This window comes from Streptomyces sp. UW30 (assembly GCF_008042075.1).
Lineage (GTDB): Bacteria > Actinomycetota > Actinomycetes > Streptomycetales > Streptomycetaceae > Streptomyces.
The window spans coordinates 39,921-54,736 of record NZ_RDBN01000046.1 but is presented as its reverse complement, the minus strand read 5'-3'; the positions used below and the strand labels follow the sequence as shown (position 1 = coordinate 54,736).

General features: G+C 72.0%; 11 protein-coding genes and 1 pseudogene. 6 read left to right on the top strand and 6 right to left on the bottom strand.

All coding sequences use genetic code 11. From position 1 onward, the window contains the following. The first annotated feature begins 8 nt into the window (after positions 1-8). Genes EAO75_RS32670 through EAO75_RS32660 form a run of 3 tightly spaced genes read left to right on the top strand, consistent with a single transcriptional unit; the run spans position 9 to position 2,671 of the window. On the top strand, positions 9-1,016 hold the full coding sequence (locus EAO75_RS32670; protein WP_147998780.1) for an ATP-binding cassette domain-containing protein: 1,008 nt from the start codon (positions 9-11) through the stop codon (positions 1,014-1,016). A 1-nt stretch (position 1,017) separates the two neighbouring features. Continuing rightward, positions 1,018-1,824, top strand: coding sequence for an ABC-2 family transporter protein (locus EAO75_RS32665; protein ID WP_147998779.1), 807 nt, complete (start codon positions 1,018-1,020; stop codon positions 1,822-1,824). A gap of 1 nt (position 1,825) precedes the next feature. Next, complete coding sequence (locus EAO75_RS32660) at positions 1,826-2,671, top strand: ABC transporter permease (protein WP_261989512.1); 846 nt, start codon at positions 1,826-1,828, stop codon at positions 2,669-2,671. A 16-nt stretch (positions 2,672-2,687) separates the two neighbouring features. Here EAO75_RS32660 and EAO75_RS32655 read toward each other — a convergent pair. The 4 genes and pseudogenes from EAO75_RS32655 to EAO75_RS32640 form a co-directional block, all read right to left on the bottom strand. Next, positions 2,688-3,878 (bottom strand): annotated as a pseudogene (locus EAO75_RS32655) (calcium-binding protein); the annotation flags it as partial. 177 nt (positions 3,879-4,055) lie between these two features. Next, positions 4,056-5,333 carry an MFS transporter gene (locus EAO75_RS32650; RefSeq protein ID WP_147998778.1) on the bottom strand — a complete coding sequence of 426 codons (1,278 nt, stop codon included), beginning with the start codon at positions 5,331-5,333 and terminating at the stop codon, positions 4,056-4,058. A 53-nt stretch (positions 5,334-5,386) separates the two neighbouring features. Next, positions 5,387-5,878: a hypothetical protein gene (locus EAO75_RS32645; protein ID WP_261989511.1), complete on the bottom strand. Its 492-nt coding sequence runs from the start codon at positions 5,876-5,878 to the stop codon at positions 5,387-5,389. 17 nt (positions 5,879-5,895) lie between these two features. After that, positions 5,896-7,620, bottom strand: coding sequence for a PHP domain-containing protein (locus tag EAO75_RS32640; RefSeq protein ID WP_147998776.1), 1,725 nt, complete (start codon positions 7,618-7,620; stop codon positions 5,896-5,898). 255 nt (positions 7,621-7,875) lie between these two features. Here EAO75_RS32640 and EAO75_RS32635 point away from each other — a divergent pair, with 255 nt between their 5' ends. Together EAO75_RS32635 and EAO75_RS32630 are read left to right on the top strand one after the other, a co-directional pair. After that, positions 7,876-9,195 carry a jacalin-like lectin gene (locus tag EAO75_RS32635; protein WP_147998775.1) on the top strand — a complete coding sequence of 440 codons (1,320 nt, stop codon included), beginning with the start codon at positions 7,876-7,878 and terminating at the stop codon, positions 9,193-9,195. A gap of 18 nt (positions 9,196-9,213) precedes the next feature. Continuing rightward, positions 9,214-10,761, top strand: a complete 1,548-nt coding sequence (locus tag EAO75_RS32630) for a hypothetical protein (RefSeq protein ID WP_147998774.1) — start codon at positions 9,214-9,216, stop codon at positions 10,759-10,761. Between the two features lie 70 nt (positions 10,762-10,831). On the opposite strand, the gene EAO75_RS32625 is transcribed toward EAO75_RS32630, so the two are convergent. Beyond that, positions 10,832-13,147 (bottom strand): FtsX-like permease family protein, encoded by a 2,316-nt coding sequence (locus EAO75_RS32625; RefSeq protein ID WP_147998773.1) that lies wholly within the window; start codon positions 13,145-13,147, stop codon positions 10,832-10,834. Then, on the bottom strand, positions 13,144-13,851 hold the full coding sequence (locus EAO75_RS32620) for an ABC transporter ATP-binding protein (RefSeq protein ID WP_147998772.1): 708 nt from the start codon (positions 13,849-13,851) through the stop codon (positions 13,144-13,146). The genes EAO75_RS32625 and EAO75_RS32620 overlap by 4 nt, the downstream gene beginning before the upstream one ends. A gap of 139 nt (positions 13,852-13,990) precedes the next feature. Here EAO75_RS32620 and EAO75_RS32615 point away from each other — a divergent pair. Then, positions 13,991-14,816: sensor histidine kinase (locus tag EAO75_RS32615; protein WP_147998797.1), on the top strand; the 826-nt coding region annotated here is incomplete at its 3' end.

Sequence of the window (14,816 nt, the reverse complement as noted above, 5' to 3'; positions counted from 1 at the left end):
GATGCCCCTTGAGTGACAGCATCGAGGTTCGCGGCCTGTCCCGAACCTTCCACACCACCGTCCGCCGCCCCGGGTTCGCCGGCGCACTGCGCTCACTCGTCAACCCGCAGAAGGTCGCCAAGCACGCCGTCTGCGACGTCACCTTCTCCGTCGCCCCCGGCGAACTCCTCGCCCTGCTCGGCCCGAACGGCGCCGGCAAGTCCACCACCATCAAGATGCTCACCGGCATCCTCACGCCCACCGCCGGCGAGGCCCGGGTCGCGGGTGTCGTGCCCTACGAGGAGCGGGAGCGCAACGCCCGCAACATCGGCACGGTGTTCGGGCAGCGCACCCAGCTGTGGTGGGACCTCCCGGTGCGCGAGTCGTTCGCGATCCTGCGGGACATCTACGAGGTGCCGAAGGCCGAACACGCGGCGCGGCTCAAGGAGTTCGACGACCTCCTCGACCTCTCCTCCTTCTGGGACACCCGCGTCCGCCACCTCTCCCTCGGCCAGCGCGTGCGCTCCGACCTGGCCGCCGCGCTGCTGCACGACCCGCCGGTCGTCTTCCTCGACGAGCCGACGATCGGCATGGACGTGGTGGTGAAGGAGCAGGTGCGGGAGTTCCTGCGGCACCAGGTGGAGGAGCGCGGCCGGACGGTCCTGCTGACCACCCACGACATGACGGAGGTCGAGCGGCTCGCCGAGCGGGTGGTCCTGATCAACCACGGGCGGCTCGTCCTGGACGGCACGCTCGACGAGATCCGCCGCAAGTTCGGCTCGACCTGGCAGGTGCGGGTGACGCTGGCCGACCCGCACTGCGAGGTCGGCTCCCTGCCGGGCATCGCCCTGCTGCGCCGCGAGGGACCGAAGGCGGTCTTCGGGCCGGACGGCTCCGACGCACCGACCGTGCACCAGGCGCTGAAGCAGGTCATCGAGCGGTACGAGGTGACGGACCTCGCCCTCGACGAGGCGGACCTGGAGGACGTGATGCGGGCCGCGTACGTACATGCCGGTCCCGGGACGGAGGGAGCCTGAGATGGCCTCCGTCCTGCACGGCTGGCGTGCCGCCCGCGTCACCCCGCTCGGCGAACTGCACACACCGCCCCGGATGACGGCCGTCCTGCTCCGGCTGACCGTCCAGGTGGTCCTGGTGGCGTCACTGTGGCGCGGGCTGTACGCGCACACCGGGACGACCGCCGGGCTGACCCGCGAGCAGGCGGTCACCTACGCGGTGATGGCCGTACTGGCCTCCCGGCTGCGGGAGTTGGACCAGCACGCGGGCCGGGACACAGTGCTTCAGCACATGCACTTCGGCACGATCGTGTACTGGTATCTGCGCCCGCTGCCGCCCCAGCGCTACTACGCCCTGCGCGCGCTGGGCGAGCAGCTGTACGGGCTGGCGTGGGCGCTGGGCGGGTATGTGGTCTGCCTGGCCGCGGTGGTCGTGGAACCCCCGAAGTCGGCGGCCGCGGCAGGGGTGTTCGCGGTGAGCATGCTGCTGGGCCAATGGGTCCTCTACTACGTCATGCTCCTGCTCGACCAGCTGTGCTTCTTCACCATCCGCAACAACTCCGCGATGCTGATCCTGATCTTCGCGCAGAACCTGCTGTCCGGGGTGTACGCGCCGCTGTGGTTCTTCCCGGACTGGTTCATCACCCTGAGCGCGTTCCTCCCCTTCCAGGCGACCCTGAGCGTGCCGCTGTCGATCTACGTCGGCCGCATCGAACTCGGCGACACCACAGGGCAGTTGGCGGTGCAGGCGGCGTGGGTCGTCGTGCTGGCCCTGTTCACCCGTCGGGTGTGGCGGCGGGCCGCGCGGCGCGTCATCTCGCAGGGAGGCTGAGATGTCGTCGAAGGCTGTGAAGTCGCTGCGCATCGTGTGGCGCATCTCGCTGCTCAACATCCGTGCCGCGATGGAGTACCGCACGGAGTTCCTGCTGAACATCGCGATTGGCGCGATCTGGCAGATGTCGGTGATCGTGTTCGCGACGGTGCTGCTGGCCCGGTTCACGGGGATGGGCGGCTGGGACAGCTCCGACGTCCTGCTCATCCCGGCGGTCCGGATGCTCGCGCACGGGCTGTTCGTCCTGCTGCTGGGCCGTGTGCACTTCATCGGCCGGCAGGTCCAGGAGGGTCGGATCGACATCTATCTCCTGCGCCCGATGCCGGTGCACCGCCAGGTCCAGCTCGACTACTTCCCCACCAACGCGATCGGCGACCTGACGGTCGCGGCAGGCCTCATGGTGGGCGCCCTCGGCCGCAGCGACCTGGACTGGACGGCGGGCCGCGTCTCGTACCTGATCGCCGCGGTCATCGGCGGGATGCTCCTGGAGGCGGCCCTGTTCACGGCCGTGGCCGCCGCGTGCCTGCGCTACCCCGCCGCCGACTACTGGGGCCGCTGGCTGGAGGAACTCCTCGGCACCTTCGGCAGCTACCCCCTGAACGTCCTCCCGAAGGCAGTGGGCGGCTTCCTCACCTTCGCCCTCCCCCTCGCGATTCTCTCCTACGACCGCCCCGGCTGGACGGACGGCGAGCGGCGACGCCGGGTGTTGAGCCGCCGGGCGCTGCTGGTGACGGCCCTCGTCGCGCTCGAGGTGTTCCGCACCTGGCAGTCCATCGAAAACGCGGCGCAGCACGTGCAGCAGGAGACCCGTCAACTGGGTCTGGGCGGCCGAGGTAACGGGCCATGACGCGCAGGGCGCTGTCGCTGTTGCCGAAGGCGACGACCTTGCCGTCGGACTGGAGGGCGAGGGCGTTCGCCCGGTCGCCCGCGCCGAAGTCGGTCGTGGTGCGGCCGCCCGTGCCGAAGCCGGTGTCGAGGGTGCCGTCGGCGTTGAAGCGGGCGAGCAGGAAGTCGCCGGGCGACCCGCTGCCGCCGGCGACGATCCGGTCGTCGGGCTGGACCACGAGGTCGCTCACGCGGGCTGTGCCGCCGAAGTCCGTGGTCGCGACTCCGCCGGTGCCGAAGGTGGTGTCGCGGCTGCCGTCGACGTTGTAGCGCACGAGGGCGAAGCGGTCCGCGCTCTGTCCGCCGACGATGATCCTGCCGGTCGACTGCACGGCCACGCTCTCGGCCCAGTTGTATCCGCCGAGGTCCGTGGTGACCTTGCCGTCGCCGCTGAAGGTGGTGTCCGGGCTGCCGTCGGGGTTGTAGCGCGCCACGGCGAAGTCGAAGAAGCTCTCGCCCGCGGAGCCGGCCATGACGATCTTCCCGTTGGGCTGGAGGGCCATGTCCTGCGCGGTCGCACCGCCGCCGCCCGTGTCGGAGAACGCGGTCATGGTCACGCCGTCACCGCCGCCGAAGGTGCCGTCCGGGCTCCCGTCCGGCAGGTACCGCAGGACCGCGAACCAGCCGCCGGCGAACGCTCCGGCGACGATCCTCCCGTCGGGCTGCAACGCGACTCCGACGGCTTCCTCCGCGCCGCCGGCCAGGCCGGGGCTGACCCAGCCGTCGCCGCCCCCGAAGGAGGTGTCGACGCTGCCGTCGGAGTTGTAGCGGGCCACCGTGAACCAGCAGCAGCCCGCGAACTCGTCGTCGGTCTCCTGGTGGCGGCCGGCCACGACGATCTTCCCGTCGGGCTGTACCGCCACCCGCTGGGCCACGTCGTTGCCGTTCTCGAAATCGGTCAGCACCTCGCCGTCGCCGCCGCCGAAGGACGTGTCGACGCTGCCGTCGGAGTTGTGCCGTGTCAGGGCGAACTCGTCGTCGAGGTACTCGGGGTCCTGCTCCCCTCCGACCGAGACGATCTTTCCGTCGGGCTGGACGGCCACGTCCTCGGCCTCGGCGGAGTTGGTGGTGGTGATGCTGACCCGGCCCCCGGTGCCGAACGTGGTGTCCAGGTCACCGGGTGCGGCGAACGCACCGTGCGGTACGGCGACGATGAACGCCAGCGCCATGACCAGGGCGGTCAGGGCACGTGAGGCTCCCCGTAGGGAATCAATGATGGACATGGCGCCAGAGTCCGGATGCGAGAGGGCGCCCTGGAGCGGCTGGCCAGTGAATCGGCTTACTGCGCCGCAGAGTTCCACCCTGCGGGTGACCGCTGTGACGATATGAAGCACGAGGCCGGCCGGTCAGGTCCGGTGACCCGAGCCTCGTATCGGCGTGAAGAGCGCGGCGACCGCGATCAGTACGCAGCACGCTCCCGCCAGCAGGGCGACCGGGGCGGTGCCGTGGTGTTCCGCGGCCCAGGTGAGGACGGCCGCGCCGATCGGGGCCGCGGAGTACTGCAGGGTCCAGAAGGCGGAGGTGACCCGGCCCAGGAGCGGTTCCGGGGTGACCTCCTGACGCAGCGACATGGAGCAGGTTCCCGCCATGCCGACGCAGGCCAGGAAGGCCGCGGTCAGGGCCGCGACGACGGGGACGTCCCGCGCCCAGCCGAGCCCGGCGAAGGAGAGGCCGCACACCGCGACCGAGCCGGTCCAGGTCGCTCCGAAGCCGAGCCCGCGGCGGACCCGGGCCACCAGCAGGGCGCCGGCGATGGTGCCGAGCGCGCCGACGGCCATGACGGTGCCGACCGCGTCGTCGTCGTGGCCGAGGTCGTGCTTGAGGTGGTAGATGACCAGGTCGGTGAGGCCGAGGGTGAGGAAGCTGAAGACGAACAGCAGGGCCGTCAGCGCGCGCAGCACCGGGTGGCCGCGCAGGAAGGCGATCCCGGTGCGCAGGTCCCGCCACAGTCCGGTCCGCTCCGGCGACTTGCCGGGCCGCTCACGCAGTCGTACGAAGACCAGGCACGCGGCGGAGACGCCGAAGCTGGCCGCGTCCACGCCGACCGCCGTGGCGGGGCCGGACCAGGCGGCGACCAGGCCCGCGCACAGCGGCCCGAGCACGCCGGCCGCGGCGGCGGTGGCGTTCAGCCGGCCGTTGGCCTCGGTGAGCCGCTCGGTGCCGACCAGGCCGCGGACGACGGTGACATAGCCGACGGCGAACAGCATGCCTACGGCCTCGCACAGGGGCAGCACGACATACAGCAGCCAGATCTGCGGCCCGAACAGCCAGACCAGCGGGACGAGTCCGTACAGCGCCATGCGCACGAGGTCGCAGCCGATGAGCAACTTGCGCCGGTCGACGCGGTCCACGACGGCCCCGGCGAACACCGCCGCCACGACCGCCGCCGCCCCGCCGACCGCCGTGAGCAGGCCCATGCGGGCGAGCGAGCCCGTCGCCTGGAGCACCAGCAGGGGCAGGGCGATCAGGGCGAAGGAGTCGCCGAGGACGGAGAGGGTCTGCGCGGCCCAGAAGATCCCGAAGTCCCGTTGCCGCCACAGCGGGCGGGCAGGGTCGTCCGGGGGCGGCTCGGGAGGTCTGCGACGTCGATCGGCTTCGCCGTGGCGTTCCGCCTCGTACGTCACCCGACCCCCCGTCCGAAACCCGACTCCGTAACCCCGGCAAGCCTACGATCCGCTCAGTGGTCGGCGCAGCACGGGGTGGGATCCGGGACCTCGAAGGGTACGAGGGTGCCGCCCACCGCCGGCATGGCGGTCAGGACGAGTTCGTCGTTCTGCCAGCCGGGGCGGACATGATCGCCCGTCACCAGTAACGCGTCCGGGGCGGGTTGGCCCTGCCCGCCCAGAACCGTCACGCGGTCGATCGCCGAGCGGGACAGGACGTCGGCGATCGTCAGCGTGCCGGTCAGTGCGCCGACGCCCGGGTAGAGGACCGCCCGGCCGACCGCGTCCGGGATCCCCGGCGCCACGTCGTGGCCTCCGGCCGCGAGCCGCTCCTGGGCGGTACGCAGGAGCGACTCGGACGGGAGGGCGAGGGAGAGAGCGACGCGCGGGCGCTCTCCCCGCACCAGGTGGGTGCAGCCGAACACGCCCTCGGGGAGGGCGAGTTCGGCCGCCAGGCCGTGGAGCAGGTGGTCGGCCGCGCGAAGGTCCCGGATCCTCGCGTCCACGGTCAGAACGTACGGGGTCACGAGGGCAGGACCCACACCGGGTTGGAGTAGAACCACAGGTCGCGCCACGGGTCGGCGTCACCGACGACGTCGATGGCCGGGCCGGCCGGGTCCACGGCGGCGCCCATCGGCCCGACGCCGCCCCGGTTGCCGTCGGTGCCGCGCACGCGCACGTAGACGGGGCAGTCGACCTTGCCGAGGTCGTAGGTGAGGCGGACCGTGCCGCTGGACTTGTTCACCTCGTAGGACTTGACGACCTTCGCCGTCGGCGCGGTGAACGTGTCCTTGTCGGCGACCGGGCCGGTCACGTCGCCCTGGATGACGTCGACACGGGCCAGCTTGGGCACGAAGCCCGCCCAGTTGGGCCCGCCGGCCATCGCCACGTCGACCGTCAGCGTCACGTTGGTGCCCTTGCGGACGTGCAGCGCGCCGCCGAGCGTGGCCCAGCGGTACCCGCCGCTCACGCGGACGTCGAGGGCGCTGAGCAGCTGGCCGTGGTCGACCCAGATGCGGCCCGCGCGGATGCCCTCCATGACGGCGGCGTAGGAGAAGCCGTCGGAGCCGACGTGCGTACGGCTGTACTGGCCGGGCCAGTAGTCACCCTGGGCGATGTCGATCTGGCCGCCGTAGACCGGGTCCGGGTGGCGGCCGTCGGTGTCGAAGTTGCCGCCGGTGCCGCGCGCCGCGGTGTCGGCGTAGACCTGGTGGGAGTCGGAGTTGGCGGTGATCCACCACGGCTTGCCCTCGGCGAGCAGGCTGTCCCACAGGCCGCCGACGGTCGCCGTCATCCAGTCGAAGCCGCCCCAGGTGCGGTAGCTCTCCAGCGGGAAGCCGGCGAAGGAGTTGGCGCTGGGGTTGTTGTCGTAGATGCCGCGGGCGCGGCCGGGACCCATGGGGGCGGGCAGGCCGGCGGCCTGGTGGCCCGGGGCGCCCTCGAAGCCGATGGCGATCTGGCGGGTACGGCCCGCGTCGCGCCAGTTGCGTATCTCGTGCGGGGAGTCGACACCGCGTCGCGCCGGGTGGTTGGCGAGCATCAGCGCGTCCTTGACCTTGCGGCGCTGGACCTGCTCGGCGAGGAAGTTCAGGCCGGCGATGGCGAGGGCCTCGTTGGCGGGCGTCGAGTCGGAGGCGCCCTTGACGCTGCCGTCGTAGTCGGTCTCGAACTGCTTGAGGACCGAGACCTCGTTCTGGCCGGGGTGCACGAAGACGGTGCCGTGCTCGGCGGCCGGGATGTTCCACTCCAGGCCCTGGAAGACGAGGGTGTCCTCGTAGGCGGCGCGGGCCGCCCGGATGTCCGGGTTGACCTTCTCGACGCCGATCTTGGCGTGGGTCGTGCTGCCGTGGTCGGTGATGACCAGCCAGTCCATGCCGTGCTTGGCGCCCTGGCGGACCTGGTCGACGACGCGGTACTTGCCGTCGCTGCTGTACTGGGTGTGGATGTGGTGGTCACCGGACAGCCACAGGAAGCCGTTGCTCCTGCGGCCCGCGGAGGCCGGCGCCTCGGTGGCGGAGGCGGAGGTCGCGGCGGCGGCAGCGGTCGGCGCGACGACGCTCGCGGCGGCCAGACCCGCGCCCAGCAGACCGGCCCGGCGCAGCAGGGTACGGCGCGACTGCTGCTCGGGGGTCAGGGCCTCGTCGGGCACGGAGGGGTCGAAGGCGGCGGGCAGAGCGGCTGCCGCGTCGTGCGAGTGGTCGTGGTCGTGTCCGTGGTGGTGGTGGCCGTGCGCGTGCCCGTGTCCCATGAACGCCTCCTGGGATGCCGCTGCCTGCCAGCGGCTGCCTTCTGCGGCGCTGTTGCGCCGCCTGTGGAGGATCAAGGCGAAACATGAACATTGAACAAGCGGCGCGTGGCCACGGAGTGCCACCGACGCGGCGGAACGCCGCGACTCTCACAGTTTCCTCAACTGCCCTTGTACGTCAGCCGGGTTGACACCGAACCTGAGCAGCGCTCACCTTCAGAATTCAACTTCTTCGTCACCCCCGGAGACACCCCCACCATGAGAAGACTGATCGGCACGCTCGCGGCGGCCGCGCTGGCCCTCACCGGCCTCACCGCCACCGCCGCCACGCCCGCGACAGCCGCCACCTCCGGCTCCTTCAACGTCCTGACGTACAACGTCGCGGGCCTCCCCCTCGGCCTCGGCGACAGCGACCCCGAGACGAACACCCCGCTCATCGGGCAGCGGCTGGCGCCGTACGACATCGTCAACGTCCAGGAGGACTTCAACTACCACGCCTCGCTGTACGCCAACGACACCCACCCCTACCGCACCGCGACCAGCGGCGGCGCGGGTATCGGCGACGGCCTGAACACCCTCTCGGACCACTCCTTCGAGGACTTCGAGCGGGTGAAGTGGAACAACTGCACCGGCACCAACTGCCTGACGCCGAAGGGCTTCACGCTGGCCCGGGTGCGCCTGGCCGAGGGCGTGTTCGTGGACCTGTACAACGTCCACACCAACGCCGACTCCGACGACGCGGCGCTCGCCGCCCGCCGCGCCAACGTCGAGCAGCTGTCGGACTTCATCCAGGCCAACTCGGCCGGCAACGCGGTGATCGTCATGGGCGACACCAACACCCGCTACACGCGCACCGGCGACAACATCCGCACGCTCGTCGACGAGAACGGCCTCACCGACGCCTGGGTGCGGCTGGTCAAGGGCGGCACGCCCCCGGCGGCGGGCAGTGACGCGCTGCTGTGCGACGCGAAGGCCCCGACCGACGACTGCGAGGTCGTGGACAAGGTCCTGTACCGCGGCAGCGAGCTGCTGACCCTGAACGCCACCCGGTACCACAACGACTGGGCGAAGTTCCTGCGTGAGGACGGCAAGCACCTCTCCGACCACTTCCCGCACACGGTCGACTTCTCCTACACCCTCGACTCGTCCCTCAAGGCGAGCGACTTCTTCGGCGGCCCGCACGGCACGACCTTCAACGACGCCGACGACCTGCCGGCGACGCCCGCGCCCCGCACCCTGACGCTGCGCGGCGGCTCCCGCCTGGACGCGGTGTCCCTGACCCACGACGGCGCCGCGGCCCTCACCCACGGCGGCACGGGCGGCACGGCGACGTCCCTGACCCTGGCCTCCGGCGAGCACCTCACCGCCGTCAAGCTGACGCAGGGCCAGAAGGACGGGCGTACGCGGATCTTCTCCGCCGCCTTCACCACGGACAGGGGCCGCACGCTGTCCGCCGGTACGGCGACGTCGGACACGAAGACCTTCTCGGCGCCGTCCGGGTGGCAGATCGTCGGGTTCACGGGTCGGGCCGGCGACGAGATCGACAAGCTGGGGGTGCTGTACGCGCCGATCGGGTGACGGTGCGAGACTTCTCCGGTGACACCGGAGGCTCTTGGACCGTACAACCGCCGGGTTCGCCTGGTCGTCGAGGTCCGTGACGACCAGGACGAACTGGAGCTGGCGAGCGGGGTGTTCGGCGCCCAGGGGTGGGGAGTGCGGCCTGCGCGCGCCGCGGACTCGGTCACCGTGGACGACGGGTACGCGGGGCTGATCGTCGAGATCCCGGTCCACGGCTCGCGCTGGACCGCGAGGTCGACGGCCGTGGAGCAGCTGACGACGCTCGCCAAGCGGCGCAAGCTCGACCTGTGGGTGCGCGAGAGCAAGCTCATCCCGCCCAAGTCCGCGCAGACACAGACCGTCTATCACGTGCACCGCAAGGCGCCGGACGACGCGGGGCCCGTCCTGCGGTGGCTGGCCGAGCACTGGACGGCCGTCGGCGGCCTGGACATTCGCCACACGCTGCACCTGCGCGGCGAGTACTCCGACGAGCAACGGACGCAGGTACTCGCGGAGTTGGAGGCGCGCAACATCGGCGGGCCGCCGTTCGATCCCGACACGCACGACATACGCCGGGCGATCGGGCCCCGGTCCGAGGCCGGGTCCACGGAACGCCGTCGCGAGGCCGGCCGGATCGCGGTGATCAGCGTCATCGTGCTGGCCTGCGTCGCGAGCGGCGTCCTCCTCGGCGCGCTCGGTTCCCCGTGGCGTTTCACCGCCCTGCTGGTCCCCGCGGCCATCTGCTGGCCGACGGGCGCGTGGCTGACCTCGAACGCACCCCGTCCGAAGCTGATCCGGCTGGGCTGCGGCGTCGTCCTCACGGGCAGCGGGACGTTCGCCGGCTGGATGTGGGGGCGCTCCGAGGACGCGGGGCTGTCCGGGATGCTGGCCGGCCTGGGCATGGTCCTGGGCCTCGGGCTCACGGCCTTCGGGCTGTGGTACGCGCTGAGCGCGTCCTGGTTCAGCCGCAACGTGCAGTGGTTCCTCCCCGTCCTCGCCGCGCCGCTGCCGTTCGTCATGCCGTGGGTAGGGGCGTTCCTGCACGCCGTCTACCTGGAGGACATGTTCGGGATCCCGGCCGACGCGGTGCATGTGGGCTTCTACTGGCAGTACGTCGTGGCCCTGCGGCCGCTGGTCGTGGCCGTGCTGTTCCTCCTGGGGCTAGTCGCGGTGGCCGGCTGGGCCCGGCACTTCAACGTGCAGGCGCCCGTCAGCGCGTTCTTCCGTCTGATGCTGGTCCTGACGGGGATCGTCGCCGTCCTGACCGTGGTGCAGATCGCGCTCGACGACGTGGAGAAGTCCGCCGACCGGACGATGCGGGCGGCAGCGGCGGGCCACCGTCCCCCCGGCTACTTCGGCCTGCACCCCGAACTCGTCTGCGTCAAGCCCCTCGGCGCCGAGACACCCGTCGTCAACGGCCCGGTCCCGACCGGACACCCGGTGCTCTCGTTCCAGCCGAGCGGTGACACCGTCTGGCTCTGGGACCCGTCACCGTCCCGAGGCAAGGACACCTTCCGCCACGCCCTGCGGGTGCGGGCAGAGGACGTGGAGTTGGTGATGGCGGACGGCGGGCGCTGCTCGCGCTGACCGGCCGCCCCTTCTGCGCAAACGCCCTTTCTGCGCGCCGCATCAAGGCCCTCCGGCGGAGTGCCCCCGCTCACTCGCTCCGCAGCACCTCCGCGATCGTCAACCGCCCCGCCCGCCGTGCCGGCACGAACGCGCCCAGCATCGCGATGACCAGCCCCGCCAGGGCGAGTGCCGTCAGGGCCGGGGCCTGCCACACGTCCGTCATGTACGCGGGCAGGGTGATGTCCACCGCGTCCGCCATGCGTGGGATCACCAGCTCGTAGCCCGCCACGCCCAGCGGGATGCCGAGCAGGGAGCCGATCGCGCCGAGCACCGCCATCGACGTCACGGACATCACCGTGACCTGGCGCGGCGTCATGCCGATGGACTTCAGCATGCCCAGGTCGCGCCTGCGGTCACGGGTGTTGAGGACGACCGTGTTGAAGACGCCGAGGGCGGCGACCACGGCGAGCATGACGGTGAGGGCGGTGGCGGAGCCGACGATGGTCTGCGTGATGGAGTTGGAGCCCCGCACATCCGGTGAGATCCCGGGGTCGGCGGCCCGTGCCGCGCGGGCGTAGGCGGTCGGGTCGGTGCCGTCCCGGAGCGCGACGTGGTACGCGATGGGCTTCTCGTCCGGGGCCAGCGCCGCGAGCGTGGGCCAGTCGGCGACCACCACCCGGGCGTTGCTCTCCATGAACTCCCCGACGACCAGCACCCGTTCGGTGCGACCGCCCTTCTCCAGACCGACCCGGTCGCCGACGCGTACGCCGTTCTGGCGCAGGAAGGCCGACCCGGCCACGATCTCGCCGCTCGCGCGCATCCACCGGCCGTCGGTGAGTACGCCGCCCAGTTCGAGCCGGTCGCCGCGGCGGCCTTCGAGGATCACCGGATGCGCACTGCCCGCGAGGCGTACGTCGACGGAGGCCCGGGCGGTGATCCCGGTCGCTCCGGGCAACCCGCCCAGCAGCGACTGGAGTTCACGGTCGTCGTGCTCCGGCCGGATCTCCTTGCCGTGCTTGAAGTTGGAGGCGTACACCGTCACTTGATAGGCGTCGCGCCCCGCGTTCCCGAACCGGTCCATCGTCGTCGCGAGGCCGGTGGCGAACGTCACCGTGGTCACCCCGAGGACCACGGCAGCCAGCGTCAGGACGCTTCGGCCGGGCCGGGCGAACGGCAGGCCCACGCCCAGGCTCACCGAGCGCGGCAGCCTGCTGCCGGCCAGGCGGCGCTGGATGCCCAGGGCGCGGCCCGCGCGTGGGGCGCTGCCCGCGCTGATCGCCCGTGCCGCCGACATGCGGTGGGCGCGCAGCGCGGGGGCCAGCGCGGCGAGGAGACACACGGCGGGCATGCCGAGCAGCGTGACCGCGTTCACCCAGGCGGAGACGGAGACGCTGCCGTGGAACACCCCCGCGTCGGGCCCCGAGAACACGAACTCGAAGAAGAAGCCCGCCAGCAGGTTTCCGGCAGCCGTGCCGAGCGCGCACCCGACGACCGCCGGCACGGAGATCATCGTGAGGTAGACGGCGACCACCTGCCCCGGCGTGAAGCCGAGCGCCTTGAGTACCCCGATGTGCCGGAACCCGGAGATCACCGCGCCGCTGACCACGTTGGCGATGATGAGCACCGCCACCGCGATGCCGAGGATGCCGAAGGCCATCAGATAGGGCGTGTACGCCCGCGCCGAACCGCTCACCTGGTGTTTGAGGGCGAGATACGACCGCGAGGCGGTGAGCGCGTCCGCCGGGAGCCCCTCGGTCACGGTGGCCAGCTGTGCGCGCAGCCGGTCGTCCGAGGACGCGCCCGGGAACCGGAACAGCATCTGGGTGGCCGTCGGCCGCAGCACGTCGATCTGCTCGGGCGCGACCCAGGCGTCCGCCGTGCGGCTCAGGTCGAAGGCGAACCCGACGACGGTGAGGTCCGGGCCGCCCGAGGGCATCGGGAGCCGCTTGCCGAGGTCGTCCGGGGTCCAGTCGGACTGCCGGTTCAGCACGACCTCGCCGGGCCGGGTGGCCCAGCGTCCCGCCCACAGATCCAGCCGGTCGACGGGGCCGTCGGGGTCGGCGCGGCCGACAACTGTGATCTCGCTGCCGAGCCCGAAGTGCATGCCGGCGTCCGGCAGTTCGACCGTGGCCTGCGCATAGGGGCCCGCGGCGGCCTCGACGCCGGGCTGCCGGGCCGCCTGCGCCAACCGCGCCCGCGAGACCTTGTCCGGGTCGAACACGGCGACCACATGAGGGCCGCGCTGCTTGCCGAAGGCCTTGTCGAAGGGGGCGGAGGCGGCGTCGAGCAGGCCGAGGGCGATCACCATGGCCACGGTCGAGGTCAGGGTGACCAGCGCGATGACGAGGGTCTGGAGTCTGCGCCGCCGTACCGCCGCGCGCGCGGCGCGCCACACGGCCCTCATGCGGACGGCTCCAGGGTGTGCTCGCCGGTCACCCGGCCGTCGGCGAACTCGATCAGGCGGCCGGCGCAGCGCCGGGCTAGATGCTCGTCGTGGGTCACCAGGATCAGCGTCTGGCCGATCTGGTTGAGGTCGAGCAGCAGATCCATGACCTGTTCTCCGGAGCGGCTGTCCAGTGCGCCGGTCGGCTCGTCGGCCAGGAGCAGGGCGGGGCGGTTCATCAACGCCCTTGCGACGGCGACGCGTTGGCGCTCTCCGCCGCTGAGCACGGCGGGGTAGGCGCCTCGCCGGTCGGCGATGCCGAGCTCGTCGAAGAGCTCCAGGGCACGGCGGCGGGCCTGCCGGGCCGGAGTGCCGGTCAGCTGGGCCGCCAGCGCGACGTTGTCGAGTGCCGACAGGTCGTCGATCAGGTTGAAGAACTGGAAGATCATGCCGATCCGGCGCCGCCGGTACAGGGCGAGCCCCTTCTCGCTCAACTCCCCGACGCTCTCCCCGTGCACGACGACCGCGCCGCCCGTCGGCCGGTCCAGGCCGGCGATCATGTTGAGCAGCGTGGACTTCCCGCACCCCGAAGGTCCCATCACCGCGACCGCCTCCCCCGCCCGGATCTCCAGCGACACCCCGGCCAGCGCCGTCGTCTCGCCGTACTCCTTGCGCACGCCGTCGAGTCGTACGACGACCTCTCCCCTGCTGTCCTCGACTGTCATGGGCAGGACGCTACGAGGCGGAACCGGCCCGGGCATCCCTCCCCGGATGGCACATCGCCGGGCGCCTCATCCTCCGGATGCAGGGCGTGCGTCTCCCGGCCGATGCGTACGCGGGGAATCGTCTGCCAGGGTGAACCCCATGGGGGACTGGACTTCGGGGTGGGTGGCGGCGGCGGCGTACGCGGCCGTACTGGTGCTGAGCGTGGCGCTGCTGCGGACGCGGCGCCGCCTGCGGGATGCCGTAGGGGAGCGTGGCTGGCTGCTGGAGCGGGAGCGGGAGAGCGCGGCCAGCGCGGCGGTCGCCGCCGAACGCGACCGTATCGCCCGCGAGTTGCACGACATCGTCAGTCACAACGTCAGCCTGATGGTGGTCCAGGCCGGCGCCGCCCGCGAGGTGCTGGGCACGATGCCGGACGAGGCCGCGGCGGCGCTGCGCGCGGTGGAGGACGCGGGACGGGGCGCGATGACGGACCTACGGCATCTGCTGGGGGTGTTGGCACCGTCGCCGAGCGGCGAGGACGACGACACGGCGGACGACCCGAAGGCGTACGGCGCCCCCGCCGCCGACCTCGCCCCGCAGCCGGGCATGGACCGGCTCGGCCAACTCGTCGACCGCGTCTCCTTCGCAGGGCTGCCGGTCGAGGTCCGGATCTCCGGCGAACCCCGCCCGCTCCCGCAGGGAATCGACGTGACGGCGTACCGCATCGTCCAGGAGGCGCTCACGAACGCGCTCAAGCACGGCGACGGAGGAAAGGCCGAGGTCACGGTGCGCTACGCGGATCACGCGCTGCGGGTGGAGGTGCTGAACACCGGGCCGAGCGTGCTGACCGGCGGGGCACCGACGCAGCCCCGCCCCGTCGCGCGGTACGGGGCGGGCACCGGCCGCGGCCTGCTGGGGCTGCGGGAGCGGGTCGCGGTGTACGGCGGGGACCTGGACGCCCGACGACGGCTCGGGGGCGGTTACC

Bases quoted from the DNA above. Each gene is read 5' to 3' on its own strand.
- EAO75_RS32665 (WP_147998779.1), top strand. From the start codon at position 1,018: ATGGCCTCCGTCCTGCACGGCTGGCGTGCCGCCCGCGTCACCCCGCTC.
- EAO75_RS32660 (WP_261989512.1), top strand. From the start codon at position 1,826: ATGTCGTCGAAGGCTGTGAAGTCGCTGCGCATCGTGTGGCGCATCTCG.
- EAO75_RS32640 (WP_147998776.1), bottom strand. From the start codon at position 7,620: ATGGGACACGGGCACGCGCACGGCCACCACCACCACGGACACGACCAC.
- EAO75_RS32635 (WP_147998775.1), top strand. From the start codon at position 7,876: ATGAGAAGACTGATCGGCACGCTCGCGGCGGCCGCGCTGGCCCTCACC.
- EAO75_RS32625 (WP_147998773.1), bottom strand. From the start codon at position 13,147: ATGAGGGCCGTGTGGCGCGCCGCGCGCGCGGCGGTACGGCGGCGCAGA.
- EAO75_RS32620 (WP_147998772.1), bottom strand. From the start codon at position 13,851: ATGACAGTCGAGGACAGCAGGGGAGAGGTCGTCGTACGACTCGACGGC.